General features: G+C 57.4%; 18 protein-coding genes. 8 read left to right on the plus strand and 10 right to left on the minus strand.

Annotation, left to right across the window (positions count from 1 at the left end; all coding sequences use genetic code 11):
- Positions 1–127 (plus strand): helix-turn-helix domain-containing protein (locus tag VL547_RS15495; RefSeq protein WP_325579470.1); only part of this gene is annotated, 127 nt, incomplete at its 5' end.
- An 8-nt stretch (positions 128–135) separates the two neighbouring features.
- Positions 136–516 carry a Type 1 glutamine amidotransferase-like domain-containing protein gene (locus tag VL547_RS15500; protein WP_325579404.1) on the plus strand — a complete coding sequence of 127 codons (381 nt, stop codon included), beginning with the start codon at positions 136–138 and terminating at the stop codon, positions 514–516.
- A 95-nt stretch (positions 517–611) separates the two neighbouring features.
- Here the strand turns inward: VL547_RS15500 and VL547_RS15505 are convergent, their stop codons facing one another.
- Genes VL547_RS15505 through VL547_RS15530 form a run of 6 tightly spaced genes read right to left on the minus strand, consistent with a single transcriptional unit; the run spans position 612 to position 10,490 of the window.
- Positions 612–1,166, minus strand: coding sequence for a dihydrofolate reductase family protein (locus tag VL547_RS15505; RefSeq protein ID WP_325579406.1), 555 nt, complete (start codon positions 1,164–1,166; stop codon positions 612–614).
- A 13-nt stretch (positions 1,167–1,179) separates the two neighbouring features.
- A complete protein-coding gene (locus VL547_RS15510) occupies positions 1,180–3,702 on the minus strand; it encodes a TIM-barrel domain-containing protein (RefSeq protein WP_325579408.1) in 2,523 nt (840 codons plus the stop codon).
- Positions 3,702–5,432 carry a RagB/SusD family nutrient uptake outer membrane protein gene (locus VL547_RS15515; RefSeq protein WP_325579411.1) on the minus strand — a complete coding sequence of 577 codons (1,731 nt, stop codon included), beginning with the start codon at positions 5,430–5,432 and terminating at the stop codon, positions 3,702–3,704. The genes VL547_RS15510 and VL547_RS15515 overlap by 1 nt, the downstream gene beginning before the upstream one ends.
- A 20-nt stretch (positions 5,433–5,452) precedes the next feature.
- A complete protein-coding gene (locus VL547_RS15520) occupies positions 5,453–8,689 on the minus strand; it encodes a SusC/RagA family TonB-linked outer membrane protein (RefSeq protein WP_325579413.1) in 3,237 nt (1,078 codons plus the stop codon).
- A 58-nt stretch (positions 8,690–8,747) separates the two neighbouring features.
- The gene (locus tag VL547_RS15525; RefSeq protein WP_325579415.1) at positions 8,748–9,890 is read right to left on the minus strand and encodes a FecR family protein; all 1,143 of its coding nucleotides are present in this window, start codon (positions 9,888–9,890) and stop codon (positions 8,748–8,750) included.
- Between the two features lie 33 nt (positions 9,891–9,923).
- The gene (locus VL547_RS15530; RefSeq protein ID WP_325579417.1) at positions 9,924–10,490 is read right to left on the minus strand and encodes an RNA polymerase sigma-70 factor; all 567 of its coding nucleotides are present in this window, start codon (positions 10,488–10,490) and stop codon (positions 9,924–9,926) included.
- A 47-nt stretch (positions 10,491–10,537) separates the two neighbouring features.
- Between VL547_RS15530 and VL547_RS15535 the strand changes: the two genes are divergently transcribed.
- The 6 genes from VL547_RS15535 (at position 10,538) to VL547_RS15560 (ending at position 17,203) form a co-directional block, all read left to right on the plus strand.
- On the plus strand, positions 10,538–11,005 hold the full coding sequence (locus VL547_RS15535) for a hypothetical protein (protein WP_325579419.1): 468 nt from the start codon (positions 10,538–10,540) through the stop codon (positions 11,003–11,005).
- A gap of 86 nt (positions 11,006–11,091) precedes the next feature.
- Positions 11,092–11,679, plus strand: coding sequence for an RNA polymerase sigma-70 factor (locus tag VL547_RS15540; protein WP_325579421.1), 588 nt, complete (start codon positions 11,092–11,094; stop codon positions 11,677–11,679).
- On the plus strand, positions 11,672–12,544 hold the full coding sequence (locus VL547_RS15545) for a FecR family protein (RefSeq protein WP_325579422.1): 873 nt from the start codon (positions 11,672–11,674) through the stop codon (positions 12,542–12,544). The genes VL547_RS15540 and VL547_RS15545 overlap by 8 nt, the downstream gene beginning before the upstream one ends.
- A gap of 43 nt (positions 12,545–12,587) precedes the next feature.
- Positions 12,588–12,851 (plus strand): hypothetical protein, encoded by a 264-nt coding sequence (locus VL547_RS15550; RefSeq protein WP_325579424.1) that lies wholly within the window; start codon positions 12,588–12,590, stop codon positions 12,849–12,851.
- Positions 12,852–12,987: 136 nt separating this feature from the next.
- Positions 12,988–14,295 (plus strand): DoxX family protein, encoded by a 1,308-nt coding sequence (locus VL547_RS15555; RefSeq protein ID WP_325579426.1) that lies wholly within the window; start codon positions 12,988–12,990, stop codon positions 14,293–14,295.
- Positions 14,296–14,629: 334 nt separating this feature from the next.
- Entirely contained in the window at positions 14,630–17,203 is a 2,574-nt protein-coding gene (locus tag VL547_RS15560; protein ID WP_325579428.1) for an alpha-L-rhamnosidase, read from the plus strand.
- Here VL547_RS15560 and VL547_RS15565 read toward each other — a convergent pair.
- From VL547_RS15565 to VL547_RS15580, 4 genes are read right to left on the minus strand one after another with little or no spacing between them, the layout of a single operon-like run.
- Positions 17,176–17,619 (minus strand): hypothetical protein, encoded by a 444-nt coding sequence (locus VL547_RS15565; protein WP_325579430.1) that lies wholly within the window; start codon positions 17,617–17,619, stop codon positions 17,176–17,178. The genes VL547_RS15560 and VL547_RS15565 overlap by 28 nt on opposite strands.
- Before the next feature lie 9 nt (positions 17,620–17,628).
- Positions 17,629–18,696 (minus strand): efflux RND transporter periplasmic adaptor subunit, encoded by a 1,068-nt coding sequence (locus VL547_RS15570; RefSeq protein WP_325579432.1) that lies wholly within the window; start codon positions 18,694–18,696, stop codon positions 17,629–17,631.
- Between the two features lies 1 nt (position 18,697).
- The gene (locus VL547_RS15575) at positions 18,698–21,850 is read right to left on the minus strand and encodes an efflux RND transporter permease subunit (RefSeq protein WP_325579434.1); all 3,153 of its coding nucleotides are present in this window, start codon (positions 21,848–21,850) and stop codon (positions 18,698–18,700) included.
- 10 nt (positions 21,851–21,860) lie between these two features.
- The gene (locus VL547_RS15580) at positions 21,861–23,249 is read right to left on the minus strand and encodes a TolC family protein (protein ID WP_325579437.1); all 1,389 of its coding nucleotides are present in this window, start codon (positions 23,247–23,249) and stop codon (positions 21,861–21,863) included.
- Positions 23,250–23,315: the final 66 nt, after the last annotated feature.

The raw sequence follows: 23,315 nt of genomic DNA on the forward strand, positions 1-23,315 counted from the left end.
GATCACCAATTTGTCGGTTGCGGAAATCGCCTACAAACTTGGCTTCGAACATTCCCAGTCCCTTAGCCGGCTTTTCAAAATCAAGACCAATATGACTCCGCTGGAATTCAGGGCGTCATTTAATTGATAAGAGAAATGAAATTCCTCCTCACCTCCAGCGGCATCAGCAACCCGGGCATCCACAACGCGCTCCTCGACCTTTTGGGCAAACCCATCGAAGAATCCAACGCGCTGTTCATCCCGACGGCGATATATCCCCACCTCACTGCCCACGGAGCAGGGCTGGTCGATTTCGCGATAATCCCCCATTTCTGCAACCCCGAATTCCCCGACGCAACCGACACTAACGCAAGAATATGGGCGGAAAAGATGACCCCCACGCCTGTGTATGCCATTGACGATGAGTCTGCAGTCAAAGTCGTCGACAACCAGATAGACATCATCTCCGAGGGTCGCTGGGCGCTTTTTACCCCCGGCAACCCGGAAGGCCCTGGGCTCGTACTACCGAAAAAATAACCCTAAAAGCAGAACCCATGCCCGACCAATGGTCCAGCTTCTTCGTCATGGTAGGCGGCGGCGCCGCCGCACTGGCAGTCCCGCCCGCGCCAGGTTTAATTTTTCACATATTTCAGCGCTACGCTCCCCGACTGTAACACTGTCGCATCCACAAACTTCAGCTGCAAGGTCTTCGGCAGACTAATCCCCTCCAGCAACCGCCTCCCGTCCCCCACGAGCGCCGGCCGAACCACGAACCGGTACTCATCGATCAGGTCGAGCTCCATGAGCTGCGAAGCGAGATCGATGCCGCCGGCAGAGATATCCTTCCCCGGCTCCTGCTTGAGCTTGAGTATTTCTTCCCGGAGGTCTCCCCGGACGACACGGGCGCCTTCGAGGCTGTCCAATGTCCGGGAGAAAACAACCTTGGAAGGTACCGCGTCAAATGCCTCGGCGAAACCATTGGCCGCCGCGGTCTGTCCGGATCGGTTTTTGGCGACATCCGGCCAAAAAGGGACCATCAATTGATAAGTTATGCGTCCATAGAGCAGCGTTCCGGCGTCGCGCAAAAGGGCGGCAAAATAATCGAGTATGTCGTCGCTGCCTGTTTGCCTGGTGTGGTCGCAGCAACCGTCCAGCGTGGTATTGATGGAGTAGATCAGCTTTCTCATATATTAAAAGTACTCAAAAGCCCAACGTCTTCAAATACCACGCCTCATCCGCCTGCGATAGCCGCATACCCTTCACATTTTCGGGGATATGCGCGAAATTCCGGTCAAAGTCCCTGATAAGGGAATAAAACCGCGTGGGATAATATTCGAGCGCCCGGTTCAACTCTTCCGCGCTCCCGACAGACACGGGTATGAGCAGGTCCGCATTCCGGTATTTCAGTGCCAGCGTGGCCTCCGACAAGGTCTTCATCTTTTCGACCAGTCCATTGTTGACGTCGACGGAGTCCGACAGGCTATACCGCACGGTAACCGACGCCCCGCGCGCACAAACCACGCCCGGCACATCGATGATTACGCTCAGCGAGCTTCCTTCATACTTCCACCCGGAGAGCGCCTTGCCATCGACCGACACGGACACCGGCATCTCCGATCCGATCAACTTCACCTGATAGTCCTTGACGGCCGCCATCCCGGCAAAAGACCCCGTTCTCGGCAAGACGGTTATCCGAAGCGTCCTGGCCGTACGGGACGACGTCACGCGTGTAACTGCATAGTGCCTGTCATAATCCTTGCTATCCCCCGCGTCTTCATAAATAGCCGCGGAAGCAAAAGCCCCTCCGGGGAATACCCCGATGATCGTTTGACGAGGGGCCTCTTTCAAAGAAGAAACAGCGGGATACATCGGCACGATGGCGCCCGCCTTGACATACATGGGATATTCCGTCAGCGAAAATTTACGCGATACGGTCTGCCCCCCTTTCAAGAGCGTACCCGTGTTCCATTCATACCAATCGTTACCGCCCGGGAGCCAGACGCGGACCGTGGAAGCCCCATCCACCATGGGCGCCCCGATGGGCGCGACGAGCATGTCGTCCCCGAACTGGTATTCCCTGGTAAATTCATAAGCCTCATCAAAAGTCCCAAAGGAATAATACATCGGCCGGCACAGCGCCACCCCCGAGTCATAGGTCTTCCGCGCCATCGTATAGATATAGGGCGCCAGCGTATACCGTAATCGTACGGCGCCCGTAAGCGCATTGAAAACCGGGCCGGTGAAATTCCACAGCTCCTTGTTCATCCTCGGGTTCTTACTCGAATGGGTACGGAAGATCGGGCTCAGGGCGCCATACTGCATCCACCGGACATACAGCTCCGGGTCGATACCCTGGTCGCGGTAAGCGGCCTGGTGCCCGCCGATGTCGTGGCTCCAGTAGTCGTACAAGACATTGGAGGCGGTATTGGTAAAGTAAGGTTGATACTCCAAGGACTTCCAGGTAATATAGGTGTCGCCTGAGAAACCGACCTGGTAACGGTGGTTGCCCAACCCGCCCCAGCGGTGATACAACAAAGGCCGGTAAGGAGACGTGCGCTCCATTTCGGTAAAAAAGACGTAATTCAGCCACCACGTATTGCTCAAGGCCGGTATGGCTTTGTCGTGCCCCCATTGTTGCCAGTCCAGCCACCAGAAGCCCACGCCCTGTCGTTCATAGGGGTGGAGCACGGTGTCGAATAGGGTTTTCATGAATTTTTTATCCGATCCCAGGTAGGGAATCGTCCGGGAACCGGCGGTGTCGAAATGCATCGCATGCGCAAACGCGGAATAGGATGGTTCCAGGGGCGCAATCCCCGATGACGGGTGCAGATTCATCGTAATCTTCAAACCGGCGGAAGCCGCCCACGACAGGAACTGCGACGGCGATGTGAAAAGCGCGTCATCAAAGGTCCACCCCGTCCATCCATCGTTATTGAGGTTCTTGTGCCAGTCCATGTCGATGACCAGCACGTCCAGTGGGATGTCGAAACGCTTAAAGTTAAATACCAGGTCCCGCAGCTCATTGTCCGAGTACCGCCAATAACGCGACCACCAGTACCCAAACGCATAACGGGGCGGCAGCGGCACTTTTCCGGCAATCAGCGTAAAGTCGTACAACGCCGACTTGTAGTCATGCCCATACCCCATAAAATACCAATCCTGCGCGGCAGTATCCGGGCGTTCCTTAACCCAGGCCCAATCGGACCGGTCAAACAACAACGACTTCGAGTCGTCCAGAAAATACCAGCCGTCCTTTGACAACAACCCGTCTTCCAGCGACAAAGGCTTTTTGGAATACCGGCTCGAATCGCCGTCCATGCCATCGAGGGTGCGGGACGTACCCTTAAGGTTGCCCTTTTGGGCCATACCGGGCGCCCAGGTAAAAGCGAAATCTTTCAAATACCGTATAGAGAGGTTAGCGGCGGAAAATTTGCCGGAGTTCTCCTTATAACGGAGCTCCAGCGAGGGAGTCTTTATGGTCAGCCACCCTCCCGAAGCCGAAGTGGTGAAACGGGGCACAGGCAGGTTCCGGTTGACGACCACCAGCGAAGCGTAGTCGTTGAACCTGCCCGTGCTGTCCCATTCCATCCGGATCGTCTGGGACGTCAGTACCGTAAACCGCGCAAACGCGCCGCTTTTAACGACGGCAGCCGGTGAAGGCAGCGACCGGTCCTGTGCTTTAAGGGTCGTTATAATAAAAACCAACGGCAGAAACTTGAGCATCAGTATCCTGGATTTTGCTTTATGGTCTTGATCAATTGCATCGTCGTCTGCCCAAACGGGAAAATATTCAAGTGGTCGTCCGCATCCGGCGTCTTGTCCCACCAAGTACCCGTAGTGAATACACCCCAACGGATCAGATCCGTACGACGACGCCCCTCGACGAGGAACTCGCGCCCCCATTCATCCAGCATTTCCTGGTCCGTCAGCTGGTGGCCGTCAGCCGCATATAAGCTGGGTGAGCCCACAGGATAGTTGCGCTGCCGCACCGCGTTCAGCAATGTCGCGGCGTTGGCTTTATTCCCCGCCCGGTATTCGCATTCGGCCTCCATATAGTAGATCTCTGAGTACCGTATTTCGGCATAGCTGGAGGTGATCCTGTTCGGATCGCTGGAAGGATACCAGGGATATTTCACCGGTATGATACCCGATGAAAAATCGGCGTGGTTGATATTCGACACGGTATCGGCTATGCGGGTGCCGGGGCGGGCCGTCAGGAACATACCGACCTGGTCCCGGAAGAAGAGCGGCGTGTTGGTGGACTGACCGTCCCGCACCGTATCCGGGTGACCAGATGAGTTGGTGTAGGGCAGGTAACCATACAAGAACATGCCTTCACGAGTGCTGTTCCCCAGGTTCTTGTATAATTTCAACCGAAGGTCGTCGGGATATCGCTGAAACTTCACAAAGGGCTTGCCCAAGGAAAATGCATACTCGATGCTGTCCACGCTCCTGCCCGGCGTCAGGGAATATTCGCAGTTGGACGAGCCCCAGTCGCTGAACCCGAAATAGTTCGGCACCTGGTAGGACATCATCCACCAGTACATGTCGTTGGTATAGTGCCAGTGGTGGTTGTCGCCGGCGTTGACGCCATTGGCGTTGAAACCGAAGATGACTTCGGAATTCTGTGAATTGGTATAGTCGAAGGGCGCGTACCAGGTAGGGTCGAGGCTGTAGCTGCCATAGTTCCCGGCGATGATGCTTTTGCACAGCGTGTCACAGTCGGAAAACCGGTCGACCCCGGTATATACCTTGGAGTTCAGGTACAGCCGTGCCAGCAAGGCGGCCGCGCCGGCTTGCGTCCACCGGCCCATCCAGTTGGCGCCCAGGCTTTGCCGGGTGGGCAGGTTGGGGATCGCCGCCTTCAGTTCCGACTCGATCCAATCCGATGCCTCCTGCGGCGAGACCTGCGGACCGGCGACGGAGGAGTCCTTGACCATTTTCACCAGGATGATATTCCGGAACGCATCGAGCGCCCGGAGGTGGAACCATGCCCGCATCGTCCTGAGCTCGGCCTCGAAGTCCTGTAGCTGGGCCTCGGTAAGGCCCAGGCTTTTCAACTTGTCCGGGTTGTCGAGGCTTTCCATGTCCTGCAGGGAGTTGGTGGCTAGTGAAGCTCCCTGGTAAAAGGCGGTCCATAGGTTATCGCTCAGGTCGAGGATCGTCCATGTATGGTAGTGCAGACGCGCGCCATACCCCCCGTTTGCCCAGTTCCCCAGGCGATTGGCGGTCATCAGTTCATCGGTGGTGATTTCCTGGGCCTGGAACGGCGTGCCTTGTACGGTCCAGTAACCGTGACCGAAGGGCCGCAAAAAGTCGGAGATGACGTCGCTTTGGGTATTGAGCGCCTGCGAAGCCGTTACGGCGTTATAGGGTAGTTCGGTGAGCTTGGTGCAACCGAGACCAAGACCCAAACCGAGAACACAAAGCCCGAAAATATATATGCGTTTCATTACAATCGTTTTAAAAAGGACTAGAAATTGATTTGTGCGCCAAAGAGCAGTTCCCTGGTCGACGGGTAATAGCTCAACGACGTCGTCGCGCCGGGCCACAGGCCTGTTTGAGGCACGAGGCTGGGGTCGCCGCCTTTGAACCGGGTGAAAGTGTATAAGTTCCTACCGGTAGCATAGACCCTGACGGACTTGATGAACTTCGATCCTATCTGTTTGGTATAGCCGAGCGAGGCGTTGTCGATCTTTACAAAGCCACCGGGTTCCAGGAAATAATCCGATAGGATATAAGCGGATTTGTCGTCGGTGATCTTGGAATACTTGCTCCCGTCATAGGCGGACTGGAGAAGGTTAAAGCCAGCTCCTTTTCTGCCCGGCTGACCGAGGTAGAAGGCTTGGGTATTGAACAGCTTGTATCCAAAGGCGCCCCGCAGGAAAACGCTCAGGTCGAAATTCTTGTACCGGAACGAGTTGTTCATGCTCGCCGTATATTTTGCCAGGCCGTTGCCTTCTAACTGCCGGTCAGCGGTGCTCGCCTGGTCGGCGGTTACGATAGCCTTCTGGGTAGGGCTATACACCAGCAATTGTCCCGCGCTATTGACGCCGGTAGCATGGAGGGTATAGAAATCACCCACCCTTTCTCCCACCAGTAACCGTTGTACGGAGCCGGGAGTGCCGGGGGCGTTAAAACCGGGTCCATCGATGTAGGTGCCGCCGTAGTAGGTCTGATTGGAAAGGGAGACCAGCTTGTTCGAAAGCGTCGCTGCGGTGACGCTGATGTCATACGAGAAATTCCGTTCGCGGATAACACCGACGGTCGCCTGGAGCTCGATACCCGAATTTTTCATCGAGCCTACGTTCACTTCCGTGTTGTTCTGGAGGTTCGGAGGAATGGAAGCGGGTAGGGAGGCCAGGAGGTCCTTATTCTGGGTCCTGAAGTAGTTGACGCTACCCGACAACCGGGCATTGAAGAGGTCAAAGTCTACCCCGACGTTAAAGCTGTGGGCGGTTTCCCAATGCAGGTAGGGGTTCGCATTGGAGAGGGGGCCCAGCCCGTAATAGACCTGGCCGCTATACAGTGTGTAGTCGAAGCTACCATAGGTTTGCAGGGCCTGGTAGTTGGCGAAGTTCTGGTTGCCCGTCACGCCGTAGTCGGCCCGGAGCTTTAGCGTGTTGAGCCAGGAGGGCCGCATCTTCATGAATTTCTCGTTGGTGATCATCCACGCGCCGGAGATACCCGGGAAATTACCCCACTGGTTCCCGTATCCGAACCGGCTGGAACCCTCGTGCCGGAGGCTGGCCATGAGGAAATACCGTTTGTCGTAGTCGTAGTTCAACCGGCCGAAGAAGGCGATCAGCTTATCCTGCTGTTGATAAGAGCTGACAGGCGTCGTACCGGTAAGGTCGTAGGTGCCGGCGCCCAGGTTGTTCCAGGTATAGGCATCGAAAGGGAACCCTTTGTTGGACGCACCCAGTTGCTGCTCGTTGTCCATGACGAATGAATAGCCGGCGAGCAGTTTCAGCGAATGCTGCTTGATATTGAGCCAGTAGTTGTTGGTCCATTCCACATTCTTGGTATCCCTGTCGTCCAGGTTCTGTGACGCGACATTCAGCCCGTTCCCGCCATTTTGCGTTAACACATACGTGATCGTAGAGGGGGTGAACGCCAGGGATTTCATGTCGAAGCTCGTCTCGCTAAAGGATATCCGGGTATTCAGGTTGTGGAGTATATTCATCTGGGCGGCTCCCGCGATGTCGAGCTCCTTGATCTCTTGCTGGGAAAGGACGTTTTTGGCGTCCTCCACCGGGTTGTTAAGCCCCAGACCCGCGTTCGGGATGAAATTGTAATGTCCCGTGGAATCGTAAATGGGCTGCGTAGGATTGAGGATGAGCGCCTCGTCGAATTCGTTTTGGTTCGACGTATTGGTGTTGGCGTACCGGGGCGCGACCTTGAAATCAAAAGAAAAGAGGTTGTTGGCGGTGCTGTGGTGCAGGTTGGCATCCGCGCCATATTGCTGCTTGGAAGCCCGGAGGTCGACCCCTTGAGCGCTGGCGTAGTCCGCCGAAACCAGGTAATTGGTCCTGTTGTTCCCGCCGGAGACCTGCAAGGTATGCTTGTAGGATATCGAATTCCTCGTCAGGGCCTTTAGCCAGTCTGTGTTGCCCCCGGCATTGGGCCCGACGCTGTCGGCTATGTACTGCTGGGCCGTCAGCAGCTTGGGCTTGTTGTTCATGTGATCCGTCGCGACGAAAAAGTCGTACAGCGTGTGCGGTTCCTGGGTAGCGCCCCGTTTGGTCGTGATCAGGATCACACCGTTGGCGCCACGGGTACCATAAATCGCGGCGGCGGCGCCGCCCTTCAGGACGTCTACTGACGCAATGTCGTTCTGGTTGATGTTGTCGACGTTGGCCCCCGCAATACCGTCCACGACGAATAGCGGTGTCAGCCCGGCGCCATATGAAGAGACGCCCCTCAGCTGCAATGTCGGTGTCGAGTTTGGATCGGCCACCGAGGTGTTATCGACCGTCAGGCCCGCTACTTTCCCGTTGATGGCCATCAATACGCTGTTATTGTTACCCGTCAGCAGGTCCTTCGCCGCGACATGCGTAATCGCGCTGGAAACCTCCCTTTGGTCGAGCGTGCCATAACCGATGTTTACGATCGTCACGTCGGCGATCGATTTGACCGAGCTCACCAGGACAACCCTGAGGTGGCTTTTCCCGGCGATATCGACCTCCTGGGTCGCGTAGCCGATATGGGAGAACACCAGCGTGCTTACCCCCACCGGAACCCGGATTCGGAAGGTGCCATTACTATCGGCTTTGCTGCCACCGGAGTTGCCCCCTTTAAACTCGATGGACACGTCAGCCACCGGCTCTTGTTTTTCGTTGACGACCTCGCCGGTGACTTCACGATCCGGGGCTACAACCGCAGCCGTATCGGCGGGACGGCCAGGTGGCGCGCTGGCCTTCGGCGTAATGACGATCATCGTCCCTTGGATGGAATAATCCAGGTTCTGGTTTTTCAGGGCCTGCTTCAGCGTCTCCTGTACCGAGGCGTTTTTTACGGAGATCGATACGTCGTGGGCGTTCTCCAATAAACTGTAGTTGCAGAAAATGGTATATCCCGTTTGATTTTTGATCTCCTGGAATATCGTTTTTAGGGGGACATTTTTCCCGGAATACGTAATGTTTTGCGCATTACCTCCAGCTCTTACCTGCAAATAGCAGACAAGCAGAATCAGTTGGATCCATTTCATATGCAAAATCGTTTTAGTGAAGTGTCTCCGGATGGCCGGAGGGTGAAGAAGTGTTTATTTAATGTTTGTTGAGAACCGTTACTTTGTTACCATCGATCGTGAAGTGTATCCCCGATTTCGCCAGTACGGCGAAGATGTCTGACAGGTTTGCGTCGCGTTTCAGGTCGCCCCAGAAGGCATCGGTGGGTACCGCGCCGTTCTCGTAGACGACATCGAAATTGTACCAACGGGCCAGCTGTCGCATAACAGTTGGTATGTCCGCTTTTTCAAAGGAGAAATACCCGTTCTTCCAGGCGATGACCAACGCGGGGTTGGACATGCGGGCGACCCGGATGGCCTGCCCTGTGTCCACTATGGCTTGCTGGCCCGGTGTCAGCAGGGTCGTATTGTCACCCCGGCTGACCCTGACGCTGCCCTCGATGAGCGACGTCCTGATACCCGTCTCGTCCGGGTAGGCGTTGACGTTGAAGCTGGTCCCCAGGACGGTGACGGCCATGTTGCCATACCGGACTATAAAGGGCTGACGTGCGCTTTTGGCGACTTCGAAATAGGTTTCTCCCGTAACCGTGACCGTCCGGTCCTTGCCCTTGAAGGCGGTGGGGTATTCGATGGAGGAGGCGGCGTTCAGCCAGACTTTGGTGCCGTCGGGCAGGGTCAGCCGGTATTGCCCACCCCTCGGGGTGCTCAACGTATTATAGACCACGCCCGTGTCCGTCACGGTGCTACGGCTATAGGCCAGGCCCCCGTTCGCATTGGCAACGACGTCGGCGCCCTCGGTAAGGACCGTATCGCTGGCCGTGCTGTCGAGGATGATCTGTCGTCCGCCGGACAGCGTAAGGACGGCTTTGTTCCCGCCGGGCACAATCGGCTGCGTATGCGTTTTATAGGCCACCGTGTGTTTTACGGGGCGTTTTTTATACAAATACGCCACCGTGCCGGCGCCTGTCAACAACAATACGGCCGCGGCAACCCTGAGCCAGCCCGAACGGTTCAGACCGCGCACGGGCGCTTCCCGTCTGTCTTTTTGTTTGATGGCTTCCAGCATCTGTCGCCAGTTGATGTGGTCGGCAGGTTGGCGTGGATCGATCTGATCCCAGTCCTCTTGCAACAGCACGCCCAGCTCCTGCAGTTCTTCCTGCGAAGCCTGACCGGTCCTGTAGCGATTCAGCAGATAGTCTAGTCTTGCCCTGGAGATGCCCATGTTTATAAGGGACCGGAAAAATATGTCCGTGTACTAGTGGGCGCTAAAAAAAATATGGGCGATCAGGATGGCCCCCGTTATTTTACCGTGGTTCTGCATATACTGTTGTATGCTTTTGCGGGCGGATCCCAGGTGATTCTTCACGGTATGGGGGGATACGTTGAGCCTGCTGGCGATCTCATCCCGGCTCAGCCCCTGCTGGCTGCTCAGCTGAAATACCAGCCGTTGCTGGTCCGGCAGCTCCCGGACCGCCGCCGCGATCAGGGCCAGGCTTTCCTTGAGCAGCAGCTGGTCTTCGGGGGTCGATTTGTCCGGGAAGGAAAGGGCCTCCAGCGGTTGCCGCTTGACGGCAGGTTTTTCCAGGTAATGCAAGGCGTGGTTTTTTGCGACTACAAAAAGATAATTACCCGGATTTTCGATGGGCTGCAGCCCCTTCCGGTTCAACCATATTTTGAGGAAGACGTCGTGGATCAGCTCTTCGGCAACTTCTTCTTCCTTAACGATATGCAGGATAAAATAGTAAACTTTGGTATGGTAGCGGTAAAAGAATACGTCAAAGGCTTCTTCGTTGCCCAACGCCATTTCTGAGAATAGAGCCACATCGTTATATGAATGCAGTTCGCGCCGCTTCAAGGAATAATCTTTACATGAAAGTACAAAATTGCCGGAAGTCCTATATTTATCCCATGGAAGACCATCTCTTATCTCTGGCTCCCCCCTACAAACTCAACCGCGAATGGGCCATCTTCCTGGCCACTTTCCTGGGCGGCCCGCTCCCAGGCGCTTTCCTGATGGCCGAGAACTTCAGGAACCTCGGCCAGCCGGAAAAGGCGAAGTGGACCTGGGCGGTCGCCGTCGTCCTGATCCTCTTTTTGCTCCTGCTGGGATATATCCCGGTGCTGAATCAGATCCCGGGCTATTTATATACGATCATTTCCCTGGTGATCGCCCGGTTTTTTTCCCGGAAGTTCCAAAGTGCCGCGATCAAACAGCACATCGACGACGGCGGCGTACTTTACCCAGTGGGCAGGGCGTTGCTGGCCGCCCTGGTGGGGATCGTCATCGTGGTGGGTATCTCTGTCGGTTGTTACTATTGGGCGTCGAGGAGCGTGTAGTAAAACCTCCACGTCCCGATTAGGAGGCCGAACGGCGGAGAATTGCGTATATTGTCGCTATAACCCCACCATACCCGGGCCATAGCATGAACCCTGAAGAAGAAAAAGTCTGGCGAGCGATTCAACGGAAAGACGTGCCGGCTTTTGAACGCTATTTCAGGGAAAACTACCGGTTCCTGTTGATGGCGTCCTTCAGGATCGTAAGGGATGCCGGTCTCGCCCGGGAGCTTGTCAACGACGTTTTTATGAAGATATGGGAAGATGGGGCGTCGATGGACATCGACGCTTCACTGAAGTCCTATCTTCACCGCGCCGTGGTAAACCGGAGCCTCAACGAGGTCGCCCGGCTCAAGACCCACAAAAAACGCATGGCCATGCTGCCGACGGGTCCCACGGAGACGTCGGCGCCCGGTACGCTGGAGGAGGATGAGCTAAGGGCCAGGCTGTACCGGGCGATCGAGGCTTTGCCCGGGCAATGCAAACGGGTTTTTAAAATGAGCCGGTTCGAGGACCTGGATCACCACCAGATCGCCGAAGAGCTGGGTATTTCGGCCTATACCGTAAAGAACCATATCGCGTACGCGCTGAAACTGCTGAGTAAAATCCTGATTTTTTTTGTCTTTGGTCTAGTCCTGTGGCGCTGTTTTTTTGTCTTATATGTACTGCATGGATGAAAAGCAAACATATGATGACGAGGAATGGGGGCTGGTTTGGACCCTTTCAGACGACTATCTCGTATTTGAGAGCGCCGACGAGGACGAGGCGTGGCGGTTGCTGCGAAGGAAAATCGCGCCCCCACCCAGAATAGGCCTTTATGTCAGCATTGCCGCCACCGTCGTGCTCGCGATCGGCGCCGCCTGCTGGGGTTATTTCGAGGGCAAACGGCCGGTTCGGCACTTTGAGACGGCCATCGCCGGGCAAAAAGCGATTCCACTGGCGGATGGATCCGTAGTAGTCCTGGAACCCAGGTCGGAGCTGGAAATAGCGGAGGGTTACAACACCCTGAACCGGACCGTGGTACTAAAAAGCGGCCGGGCCCGTTTCACCGTGGCTCACCAGGACGCCCGGCCTTTTATCGTGGACATGGACCTGGCCCAGGTCCGGGATATCGCCACCAGCTTCACCGTGGAAAAAACAACAGACAGCATCCACGTGTCCGTCACCTCCGGAAAGGTCGCTTTTTTCTCCAAAAGGGATAGTCTTACCAGGGACGTCGCCAGAGGTGGATCGATGTGCCTGATAACACCCCCCACCGGGTTCCCGACGTTCCGCGAGACCGCCGCCCCCGCACCCATGAGACGCAAGGCGGTCCTGCGTTTCGCCGACGCCTCCCTCTTCGATGTCCTGAGCGCCCTGGAGCAGCACACCAGGAAAAGAATGTATCTGGAAGACCCTGCTCTGGGTCAGGAAAAGCTAACCATAGACCTGGACGGCAAAACCATCAACGACGCCATCGATGACATCTGCGCCACCTTGAACCTGAAGTGCGAGCTCGTGGATGGCGCCTATGTTTTTGAAAAAAAGCCGCCCGGGAACTAGTCGGCGCGCCCGTTATTTCTGTCTTAATAGTGAAATCCGTCGTATGAATATGCTTAAAGACCTGATGTGGAAACCCTTGCATCCAGGGGAGCTGGTCGTGGTGGGCGACGCCATCCGTTATCAAAGGGAAGGCCGCCAACAAAATGCCGCCGACGACATATACGAAGTCGTAAAGGAAGACCAGCACTATTTCGTGATCGGCCTCAAACCTGCGGGCGCCTCTTCCCCGGACCCCGACACCCGGAAAATCATCCGGTATATCGACATCGGCTACAATTTCCAATTCGAACGATGGTGCGCTAAATAATCCCGAATAACGCCCAATAACGCCAAATAAATTCGTTACCTGCAATCGTAACCCTATGTAAAAACCTGACTGGATTAAGAGTAAGCAAAACGCCCGGCATATTTATGCGGGGCTTTTTTTTCTTATCTTTTGATCTATGCCTGTCTGGACAACCACCCAAAAATGGACCTTTCGGTTCTTTTTCTGCTTTTTCGTGCTATATGTGTGCCCTTTCCCGCTCAACGAAACGGCTGATTGGGGGGCCCTCGGCGGTTGGACAAAATGGTTGTATGGCGCAAGCGACTGGCTGTCCGGGGTATACCGGGATGGCTTGCATGCGATCGGGGTTTGGACGGGCGCACACGTGCTAAAGCTTGGCACGCCCATTACCGTCTTTGAAAACGGCAGCGGAGATACCACCTACAACTATGTCATCTATCTGGTACTCCTGGTCTTTGCCGTGGTGGGAACAGTGGCCTGGGGCATTGCCGACCGGAGGCGCAGGAACTACGAGGCGATGTACTACTGGCTGCGGGTTATCGTCCGGTATTATTTGGGCTATATGATGGTCCTCTATGGTTTGTATAAGATATATCACCTGCAAATGCCGTCCCCTTTCCTGTATCAATTGGTGCAGCCCTTCGGATACAAGTCTCCCATGGGCCTGGCCTGGTCCTTTGTCGGATATTCCGCGGGTTTTAGCGCCTTTACCGGTTGGGGCGAGCTGGTCGGCGGCGTATTGTTGTTTTTCCGGCGGACGACCACGCTGGGGGCGGTGATCCTCGTGCCGGTGCTCGTCAACGTGGTAGCGATCAATTTCTCTTTTGACGTACCGGTAAAGCTGTTCTCCTCGACCCTGCTCCTGATGACCCTCTTCCTCCTGGCGCCGGACATGCCCCGTTTATGGAAAGTCCTTCTCGGACGCCAAACGACGGAGCCCCGCCGGGAAAAAGCGGCGCTGCCCAGCCGCTGGCTTCGCCGCACCCGCCGGGTGATCAAGCCCATCGCTCTGGTCCTGACGCTCCTGGCGCTCCTGGAGCCGGTATTGAACTATGTCGCTAAAAGCAAGTACAAGGGCGCCAGGCCGCACTACTATGGGATATACAACGTGACGGCCTGGACCCGCAACGGCCAGGACGTCCCCCTGCTGATAACCGACTCCGCCCGCTGGAAAAGGATGACGGTCGACTTCGACGGTTTTGCCACCGTTTTCTATACAAACGACAGTATGAAAACCTACGTCTTTAAGCCCGACAGCGCCTTCAGCCACGTTACCCTCTATCCCCGCGGGGATACCGCGCAAAAAGCCCTGATGGACATCCGCCAGGATTCCCTCGGCCTGGCTCTGTCCGGTATCATGAGTGGTGACACGGTGAGCATACGCCTCCTTAAGCTGGATGAAAACAGGTTCCTGCTGGTGAACCGCGGGTTTCATTGGGTAAATGAATATCCGCTAAACCGCTAAGCGCGCAACCCATATAAAAAGAAAAGAACCGGTTAACCGGTTCCTTCTCTTCTTTCTCCTGTCCACGCTAAATAACATTGGCTCTTCAAGGGGCTGCTCCAAGGCCGGCATTCCATGCGGCCTCAGTTCCTTTGGCCGGCCTTTCAAGAGGATACGGATTCTTATGGGATATGATTGCGCCTTAACCGGGACAAATTTCCGCCTGAAAACGGAGCGGGCCAAGCGTGAGTCGTTGAAAAAAGGATCGACGATAGTCTAGGCCGTGTAGTATGGAATTGACAAAAACAGGAGAGACCGGTAGAGTTGTTAAGCGCGGCTTCCTTAGCTTTATCCCATGTCATTGCGCACCTGTATCGTCCTGGCCATTGGCGTAGCCCTCACAGGGGCCGCCGATGCTCAAACCAACCTCCAATGCGAACACCTGATAGCCCCTTTGGGCATAGACGCCCCACACCCGCGTCTGTCCTGGCAATTGGATAAAGGCGACCAATCCGCCTATAGCATCACCGTGCGCACCGACCAGGGGGCCGTCTGGTACTCCGGAAAGATCGCCTCGGGCGCCCAGCTCATTTCCTACGAGGGAAGCCCTTTAAGGCCCTTTACCAAATACTATTGGACCGTCCAAGCCTGGGACAAGAACGGCCGGCCCCAAACGATAAGCACCTCGACCTTCGAAACCGGCATGATGGGCGAGTCCCACTGGAAGGGCAACTGGATTACCGACAGCCGGAATATCGCCCTCAAACCCGCCGGGCTTTTCCGGAGGACCTTTAACGCCGCCAAACCCATAAAAGAAGCGAGGGCATACATCGCCGTGGCCGGCCTTTACCAGCTGTACATCAACGGCCACCGCATCGGCGACCACGCCCTCGACCCCATGTACACCCGTTTTGACCGCCGGAACCTTTACGTCACCTACGACGTCACCCGGGACATCGTAGACGGCAAAAACGCCATCGGCGTCGAGCTCGGCAACGGCTGGTACAACCTCCAGTCAACCGCGGTGTGGTATTTCGACAAGGCCCCCTGGCGGGCCAGACCGTCCTTCGACATGGACCTCCGGCTGACCTATACCGACGGTTCGGTCGAGACGATCTCCACCGGCAAGGAATGGCGGACGACCCTCGGCCCGCGGATATTCAACAGCATCTATACCGGCGAACACTATGACGCCAATAAAGAAATCCCCGGATGGAATGAAATCTCCTACGCCGACACCGCCTGGCGCGAACCGGAATACGCCGACGCGCCCTCGAGGAACATCGTATCCGAGGCCATGGTCCCCATCCGCCGCGAAGACACGCTAAACGCGGAAGTCAGCAAACGCTTCAGCGACACGGATGTGGTCTTCGACCTGCACAGGAACATCGCGGGCGTCTCCGAAATAACGCTAAACGCCGAAAAAGGCACCACCATTACCCTCACCCACGGCGAACGCATCTACCCCACCGGTCACGTCGATCAATCAAATATCAACGTCCATTACCGCCCGCACGACAACACCGACCCGTTCCAAACGGACATATACATCTGCAAGGGCACGGGTCGCGAAACCTTCAGCCCGGCTTTCAACTATAAGGGCTTTCAATATGTGGAAGTAAAGTCGGACAAACCCATACGCATAGAAGGCCTGAAGGCCTACTTCATGCACTCCGACGTGCCCCGGGCAGGTAAGATAGCCACCTCCGACTCCATCCTCCAGAAGGTCTGGGCCGCCACGAACAACTCCTACCTGTCCAACCTCTTTGGTTATCCCACCGACTGTCCGCAACGGGAAAAGAACGGCTGGACCGGCGACGCCCACACCGCGGTCGAAACCGGTCTTTATAGCTTCGACGGTATCACGGTATACGAGAAATGGCTGGCCGATCACCGGGACGAACAACAGCCCAACGGCGTGCTCCCGAGCATCATCCCCTCCGACGGCTGGGGATACGAATGGGGCAACGGTCCGGACTGGACCAGCTCGGTGGCGATCATACCCTGGACGGTGTACCTTTTTTATGGCGACACGACCATCCTCTCCCAGAACTACGACGCCATCAAACGATACGTCGACCACATCGCCACCCTTTTCCCCGACGGCATCTGCACCTGGGGCCTGGGCGACTGGATACCCGTGAAGTCGCAGACGCCGGTGCCCTTCACGTCGACCGCCTTTTATTATACCGACGCCAAAATCCTCGCGGACATATCAAAAATCCTGCGGCGGAAAGGCGATAACTACGACAGCCTCGCTACCCACATCAAGGATGCCTTCAATAAAAAATGGCTCGACCCCGCTACCGGCAACTACGACCAGGGCTTCCAGACCGAGCTCAGCACCGCGCTGTACCGCGGCTTGGTGCCAAACAGCCTGATTGCAAAAACCGCGGCGAAATTAGCCGACCGCGTCAACGCCGACAGCGTCAAGCTCGACGTCGGTCTCCTGGGTACCAAGACCATTCTCAATGCCCTGTCCGAAAACGGCTACCCCGTTCTGGCGTACCGGCTGGCCAGCGCCACCACCGAACCCTCCTGGGGCTACTGGATCGTCAACGGGTTGACGACCCTCCAGGAGAACTGGCCGATGGAGGCCAAAACCGACATCTCCCGGAACCATATCATGTTTGGCGAAATCGGGGCCTGGATGTACAAGGCCCTGGGCGGCATCCGCCCCGACCCCACGATGCCGGGCTTCAAGCGAATACTCCTCGAACCGCACATCATCCAAACCGTCAAAAACTTCAGCTGCGAACACGACTGCCCCTACGGCCCGATAAAATCCTCCTGGACCAACAACGCCGACGGTTGGGAATACGACGCCACCATACCACCCGGCGCCGAAGCCATCCTGAAGCTGCCCAACCAACCGGAGCGACGCCTGGCTTCCGGTACCTATCATTTCGCAGGGACCGAATACCGTTGATTGCCGATCGGCGGCGCCACGGGCACCGTGATCGCATTGAACCCGTGAGACGTGACCACATGGCAATTATTGCAGGTGGTCGTCAGCAAGAGAAAGCCCCTATGAAAAGCCGAAGGGTCCTTGAGCGATATGGCCGCATCGATGCTGTCCAACGGCCCCACGATCATCGGCAAAAACCGCCCGTCCGCCGATGCTCCATGATACAGCGACAGTTTTTTAAACCCGCTCCGTATAAGACTTTCTTCATATTCCGCGAGCGGCCAGTTGGCGCTGTCCCCGGCGAACCACAACTTGGCGTGATGGATTTGGATGTTGAGCATCAGTTCTCCGAACCCGGGCGTATACGCGGGTGGCGCCTCCGGTGCGCGGCCGCAGGCCGCAAAAAAACAGCAGCAGCAAACAAGTAGATATTTCATAAAAAGGATTTATTGTTTTACGAATACCGGGGTGCCCTGCTTTAATTCATCCGTGGCTGTGGCAATAAGGCTATCCCCCGTCGCCAGGTCCCCGTAGACCTCGACCTTACCTCCGGAGGTGCGGCCTTTCTGGACGGGCACCCATTCGGTAACCCCCCGCCGCACCCGGATCACGAAGATGTCCCTCGAGTTTCCCGTCACCGCGGACAGCGGCACGACGAACACATCCGGTGAACCTACCAGGTTGGACGATACCTGCGCAAACATCCCCGGCAAAAGTTCCCCATGGGAATTGACGACGTCCATCTGGATATTTTCCGTCCGCAGCGACGGATCGACGGCGCCCGCCATCCGGGTAACGACCGCCGAAAAAGTGCGTCCCGGAAGGGTCGATACGGTGAAGCGCACCGTATCCTTGTTCCGGAAGTAGGCGGTAGCCACCTCCGGTACATCGATAACGAGCCGCAGGCGCGCCTGCTCCTGTAGGGTCATCAGCGGGGTGGCCACGCCTTGACCCGCGTACGCCCCTGGATAGGTATTCCGCGCGCTGATGATGCCGTCGAAGGGCGCCCGGACCTCGAGGTAGGACTGCAGGTCCGTCGCTTCCTGGTATTTGGACCGCGCGGCGGCCAGGTTGGCGCTGTCCGAGCCCATCTTACCAAGCGCGATCTCCAGCTCGTTCGGGGAGATCGTACCCGGTATCCTGCTCGTGGCATAGAGCCGGTCGTAGGTCGCCTTGCTGGCCCGGTAGAGGGCCTCCTGCGTGTGTAACAGGGACTCGGACGCGGAGCGGGACGCCTGTAGCTCGGGCGCCTCGAGCGTCGCCAGCAATTGCCCGCGTTGAACCTTGCTGCCTACGTCCACATACATATCCTTGACAAAACTGGGGACCTTTGCATACAGGTCGACCGTTTGGAATGGCAGCAACTGGCCGGGCAGGCTCATGGCAGTGGTCAGCTGCCCCTTGCTCAAGGGAAATGTTTGTACGAAGACGCTGTCTTTCACAGCAGCCGGCGCGACCACGGACCCATGCCCGCAAGCGGCCAAAAGGAAAAGAAGGGGAATAAACTGTTTCATATTACGCATGATTTACCTTGTCGAACAATATGCTCTCCGGGTCGTCCGGATCGAGTGAAACCGATGTCACCGACGCTTTCCGGTGCACCCGGTAAAAAATCAACGGCAGGATGAGCAGGGACGCCAGCGTGGAGGCTATGAGCCCGCCGATGACCGCGCGGCCGAGCGGTGCGCTCTGGGCGCCTTCGCCAAAACCGGAAGCCATGGGGATCATTCCCACCACCATCGAAATGCTGGTCATCAGGATCGGCCGGAGCCGGAGCTCCGCCGCCTGGATCGCCGCCTCCGCGGCGTCGGCGCCCGACTTACGGATTTCCTCGGCATTGGTCACCAGGAGGATCGCGTTGGCGACCGAAACCCCGACCGACATGATGATCCCCATATAGGACTGCAGGTTCAACGTCGAACCCGTGGCCAGCAACATCGCCAGGGACCCCGCCAGCACCGCCGGGATAGCCGTGACGACGACGAGCGCGAGGCTGAACGATTGATAATTCGCCGCCAGCAGGAGCAGGAGCACCACTACCGTGATCAGGAGGCCGGTCTGGAGGCTGTCGAGCGTATCCGTCAGCAAGCTGGTAAGCCCGCGGGTTTCCACGGAAACACCCCGGGGCGGCGCGCCCACCGACGCGAGCACGGCCCGGACCGCGGAGGCTGCGGACCCCAGGTCTTTGCCATAGATGTTGGCTCCGATCGATAAAAACCGTGTCGCTCCCTGGCGGTCGTATTCTCCTACCACCTGGTCCTGGGTCAGCGTGGCCACGTCCCCCAGCAGGGGCCGCGCGCTGTTGGGGCGCACCGGGATCCCGGCCAGGTCATCGATCGCGACCAGGTCCGTCTGCGGCACTTCGACCTGTACCTCGTAGGAATTGGCGTTCTGCTGGTTTAGCCATAACATCTTTTCGGTATAGCGGCTGGAAGAGGTGGCCTCTGTCAGCGAGCTCGACACGTCCGCCATCGTCAACCCGAATTGCTTCACTTTGTCACGGTCGATATCGACCCGGATCGCGGGGTTGTGCAATTGTTCCTTCAAGGCTATATCCCGCAGGAAAGGCACGCGCCGCAGCGCCGCCATTACTTTCTCCGCGTACGACTCGCTGGCATTCAGGTCGGGTCCTTTTACCGCGACCTCTATGGGGGTGGCCGCGCCCTGACTCATGATCTTGTCGGTCATGTCGATCGGCTCGAACGAGAGCGTCACATCAGGCATGGCTGCGGCCATGGCCCGGCGGTAGCGCTCTTCCAGCTCGTCGACGTCCATGTGAAAAGACGATTTCATCGCTACCTGCATCAGGATTTCATTCGACCCGCTGGTGAAGAGGATGATCGGCAGGGTGGGGAAGGAGGAGGGCTGTTGCCCCGCGAAGGCCGAAACGATGTCCACGTTTTGCCGGCCGCCCACCAACCTATAGAGTACCTGCTGTGCGCCGAGCAGCGTGGCCTCCGTGTGCTCCAGCCGGGACCCTTCCGGCGCCCTTAGCCGCACCTGGAACTGGCCGTCGTTCGCCGCGGGCAGGATGTCCTTGCCGATCGACGACGCGAACCACAAAACGAGGCCGAAGGCGCCGGCAAAATAGAGCGCTATAATGGTCCTCGAACGTTTCATGGCGCTGCGCAAAACCAAAACGACCCTGTCCTTGAACCGTTCGAACCCGCCACCGCCGTGTTTCACTACCTCCCGTTGCCGGAGTATCCAGTTGGACAACACCGGCACCAGCGTCTGAGACAACAGGTACGCCGGTATCATCGAAAAGCCCACGGCCATGGACAACGGAAGGAACATCCCCTGGGGTACCCCGGTCATAAAGAAGGCCGGCGCGAAAACAGCGAGGGTACACAACAGGATCAGCAGCTTGGGGAGCGCGATTTCATGACACGCGTCCGCTATGGCGCGGGCCCGGGTCTTGCCCATTTCCTGGTGCCGGTGGATGTTTTCGATCGTCACCGTGGACTCGTCCACCAGTACGCCGATCGCCAGGGCCAGGCCGCCCAGGGTCATGATATTGATCGTTTGACCACAGAGCTTCAGGAGCAGGGTGCTCGTGATGACGGAGATGGGGATGTTGACCACGACGATCAGGGCGCTCCGCCAATCCTTAAGGAACAATAGCACCATCAGGGACGTGAGAAGGGCCCCGATGACACCTTCCAGGATCAGGCTCCTCACCGAGTCGATGACATAGACGCTCTGGTCGAAGACATATTTCAGCGTCACGTCGGGCGGCAAAAGGTTTTGCATGTGCGGGATCGCCTTTTTCAACGCCTGGACGACCGACCAGGTGGAGGCATTGGCGTTTTTGATGATCGGGATATAAATCGAACGCTTCCCGTCGATATAGGCAAAGCCCGACGTCACGTCGGCGCCGTCTTCCACCGTCGCCACATCCTTTACATAGATGGTGGCGCCGTTCTGGTACAGGACCGGGATGTTCCCAAAGTCCGGGATGGCGGGTAGCACCGTGTTGGCGGGCGTCAGGTAGCTGGTCTTGCCGATATTGACGGTCCCCGCCGGAGAAATATGGTTATTGTCCTTGATGGCCGCGGTGATCTGGTCGGGTGTCACGTTGTGGCTGCGCATAAGCACCGGGTCCACCTTGACGACTACCGTGCGGACGTTACCGCCGATGGGTGGGGGTGAAGAAAGGCCGGGCACCTGCGCAAAACCGGGCCGTACCCATACGCTGGCCAGGTCCTGTAGCTCGTTGTTGCTCCGGATGGGACTGCTCAGGGTGAGCTGACCGACGGGCAAGGTCGAGGCGTCAAAACGGATGATGATCGGCGGCGGAGTGCCCGGCGGCATTTCGGCAAAAGCACGGTTGGTCAGCGACGTGACTTCCGCCGCGGCCTGGGCCATATTGGTGCCGCTGTAGAAGCTGAGCTTGAGCAGGCTCAACCCCAGTACGTTGTTGGTTTCGATGGACTTGATCCCGCTGACATAGAGATACAGGTTCTGGTAATTGGTTGCCACGAAACCTTCCATTTGCTGCGGCGACATCCCGCCATACGGCTGCGATACATATATGGTGGGTATGTCCAGTTGGGGAAAGATGTCGATGTTGATCCGCGTAACCGCCACCACGCCAAAAAGGACCAACGCGGAGACCAATACGATCACCGAGATCGGCTTACGCAAGGCGGAAGAAATGAGGTTCATACCCTTAAGTTTAGAGTTGTTTTAAAAAGAGGTTCAGGTCGCCGGCGGTCCCGGCTTTGAACAGGATGGCCTGCCAGACGGCGTTACAGGCGATGTCCCGGTCTATTTCCGCGCGGTTGAGAAGGTAGAGCGTCTGGGTGACGTCCACGATCGTGTTCAACCCGTTTTCGTATAAGGCTTTCTTTTGTCCGTAGGCGTCGGACGCCGATCGCAGCTGGACCGGAGTTTCCCGGTACCTGGCCAGCGCGTGGCCGATCTGCCGGTCTGAGAGCGCCAGCTGGTTGAGCAGCTTGCTTTGCGCCAGGTCGTAATCGCTCGCCAGCGCCTCCGAACGGAAGCGTTGCGCCGCGGTCCGGGCCTTGACACGGGAGAGCCCGGTCAGGTTCCAGGTAAGCCCTATACCCAGCAGATAGTTCGTTCGGTAGGGGTTCACACCCTGGAGGTAATCCGACGAGACATCCCCCGGGTCATTCGAATAGTTCGAACCAAAACCCGATCCGCGCTCCTGTCCGACGCCAAACAGCGAAATCCGCGGGAGCCCCGATTTATGTATATAACCGGCCAGCTTATCACTGGTGCCGATGCGCGCGCTGAGAAATTGCAACACCGGATTACCCGAGACGTCGGCGACGGCGCCCAGCGTATCCGGCGGCAGCCCGAGCGAGAAGGACGTATCCAGCGCGAACTTCTGCGGCGCGACACCCATCCCGGTGGCCAGTTCATTTGCCCGGACGTCCTCGTAGTTCTGTGCGTCGATGAGCGACAGCCGCGCCTGGGAAACCTCCGCGTCGGCGATGGAGCTGTCGACGCCGGGGTTCAACCCATTGAGCGTCCGTGCGAGGATAACCTCCCGCAGGTCCAGCGCACGCGCCAGGTTGTCTTCCATCGCCATGCGCACGCGCTGTGCCGCCAGCAAGGATAGATACGCGCCCGCGACCCGCACCTCCTGCTGAAAGACCGACTGCCGGAGGTCCTCCTGGTCTTGCCGGTACTGTGCGGCGCCCACCGCGACGTGCGCCCTTTGCAACCCGAAAGAATAGATGTTCCAGTCGATGTTCGACACATACAACGCCCCGAACGCAGCATTCCAGTTTTGCGTAGTGACAACGGGTCCGTTGGTCAGCGTCGTCAGCCCCGGCTGACCGGAGGAGAGTCCATTGAGGCCGTTCAACGTCCCGAAAGCTTGTTCGATCCCCAGCGTTGCGTCCGGCAGCCCGTCCCGCCTGTCCGCCTGTAATTCCCGCGCGGAAGCCTCCGCGTACGCGCGTTTTTCCCGGAGACCGGCATAGTTCGCCCGCGCGATGCCCAGCGCCCGCGGCAAGGTCAGCACAATGGCGGTGTCCTGGGCGGCCAGCCCCAATGGCCCTAAGAGCAGTAAAAGAAGTAATGTCCGTCGCATGCCCCAAAACTATCGCGACGGCAAGGGCGGGAAAGGCGCCAATCGGTGAGCGGGCAAAAAGTGTAG

Source organism: Dinghuibacter sp. (assembly GCF_035492835.1).
Classification (GTDB): domain Bacteria; phylum Bacteroidota; class Bacteroidia; order Chitinophagales; family Chitinophagaceae; genus Dinghuibacter.

Excerpts from the sequence above, each read along its gene's own strand:
- VL547_RS15500 (WP_325579404.1), top strand. The coding sequence starts at position 136 with ATGAAATTCCTCCTCACCTCCAGCGGCATCAGCAACCCGGGCATCCAC.
- VL547_RS15505 (WP_325579406.1), bottom strand. The coding sequence starts at position 1,166 with ATGAGAAAGCTGATCTACTCCATCAATACCACGCTGGACGGTTGCTGC.
- VL547_RS15510 (WP_325579408.1), bottom strand. The coding sequence starts at position 3,702 with ATGCTCAAGTTTCTGCCGTTGGTTTTTATTATAACGACCCTTAAAGCA.
- VL547_RS15515 (WP_325579411.1), bottom strand. The coding sequence starts at position 5,432 with ATGAAACGCATATATATTTTCGGGCTTTGTGTTCTCGGTTTGGGTCTT.
- VL547_RS15520 (WP_325579413.1), bottom strand. The coding sequence starts at position 8,689 with ATGAAATGGATCCAACTGATTCTGCTTGTCTGCTATTTGCAGGTAAGA.
- VL547_RS15525 (WP_325579415.1), bottom strand. The coding sequence starts at position 9,890 with ATGGGCATCTCCAGGGCAAGACTAGACTATCTGCTGAATCGCTACAGG.
- VL547_RS15535 (WP_325579419.1), top strand. The coding sequence starts at position 10,538 with ATGAAAGTACAAAATTGCCGGAAGTCCTATATTTATCCCATGGAAGAC.
- VL547_RS15540 (WP_325579421.1), top strand. The coding sequence starts at position 11,092 with ATGAACCCTGAAGAAGAAAAAGTCTGGCGAGCGATTCAACGGAAAGAC.
- VL547_RS15545 (WP_325579422.1), top strand. The coding sequence starts at position 11,672 with ATGGATGAAAAGCAAACATATGATGACGAGGAATGGGGGCTGGTTTGG.
- VL547_RS15550 (WP_325579424.1), top strand. The coding sequence starts at position 12,588 with ATGAATATGCTTAAAGACCTGATGTGGAAACCCTTGCATCCAGGGGAG.
- VL547_RS15555 (WP_325579426.1), top strand. The coding sequence starts at position 12,988 with ATGCCTGTCTGGACAACCACCCAAAAATGGACCTTTCGGTTCTTTTTC.
- VL547_RS15560 (WP_325579428.1), top strand. The coding sequence starts at position 14,630 with ATGTCATTGCGCACCTGTATCGTCCTGGCCATTGGCGTAGCCCTCACA.
- VL547_RS15565 (WP_325579430.1), bottom strand. The coding sequence starts at position 17,619 with ATGAAATATCTACTTGTTTGCTGCTGCTGTTTTTTTGCGGCCTGCGGC.
- VL547_RS15570 (WP_325579432.1), bottom strand. The coding sequence starts at position 18,696 with ATGAAACAGTTTATTCCCCTTCTTTTCCTTTTGGCCGCTTGCGGGCAT.
- VL547_RS15575 (WP_325579434.1), bottom strand. The coding sequence starts at position 21,850 with ATGAACCTCATTTCTTCCGCCTTGCGTAAGCCGATCTCGGTGATCGTA.
- VL547_RS15580 (WP_325579437.1), bottom strand. The coding sequence starts at position 23,249 with ATGCGACGGACATTACTTCTTTTACTGCTCTTAGGGCCATTGGGGCTG.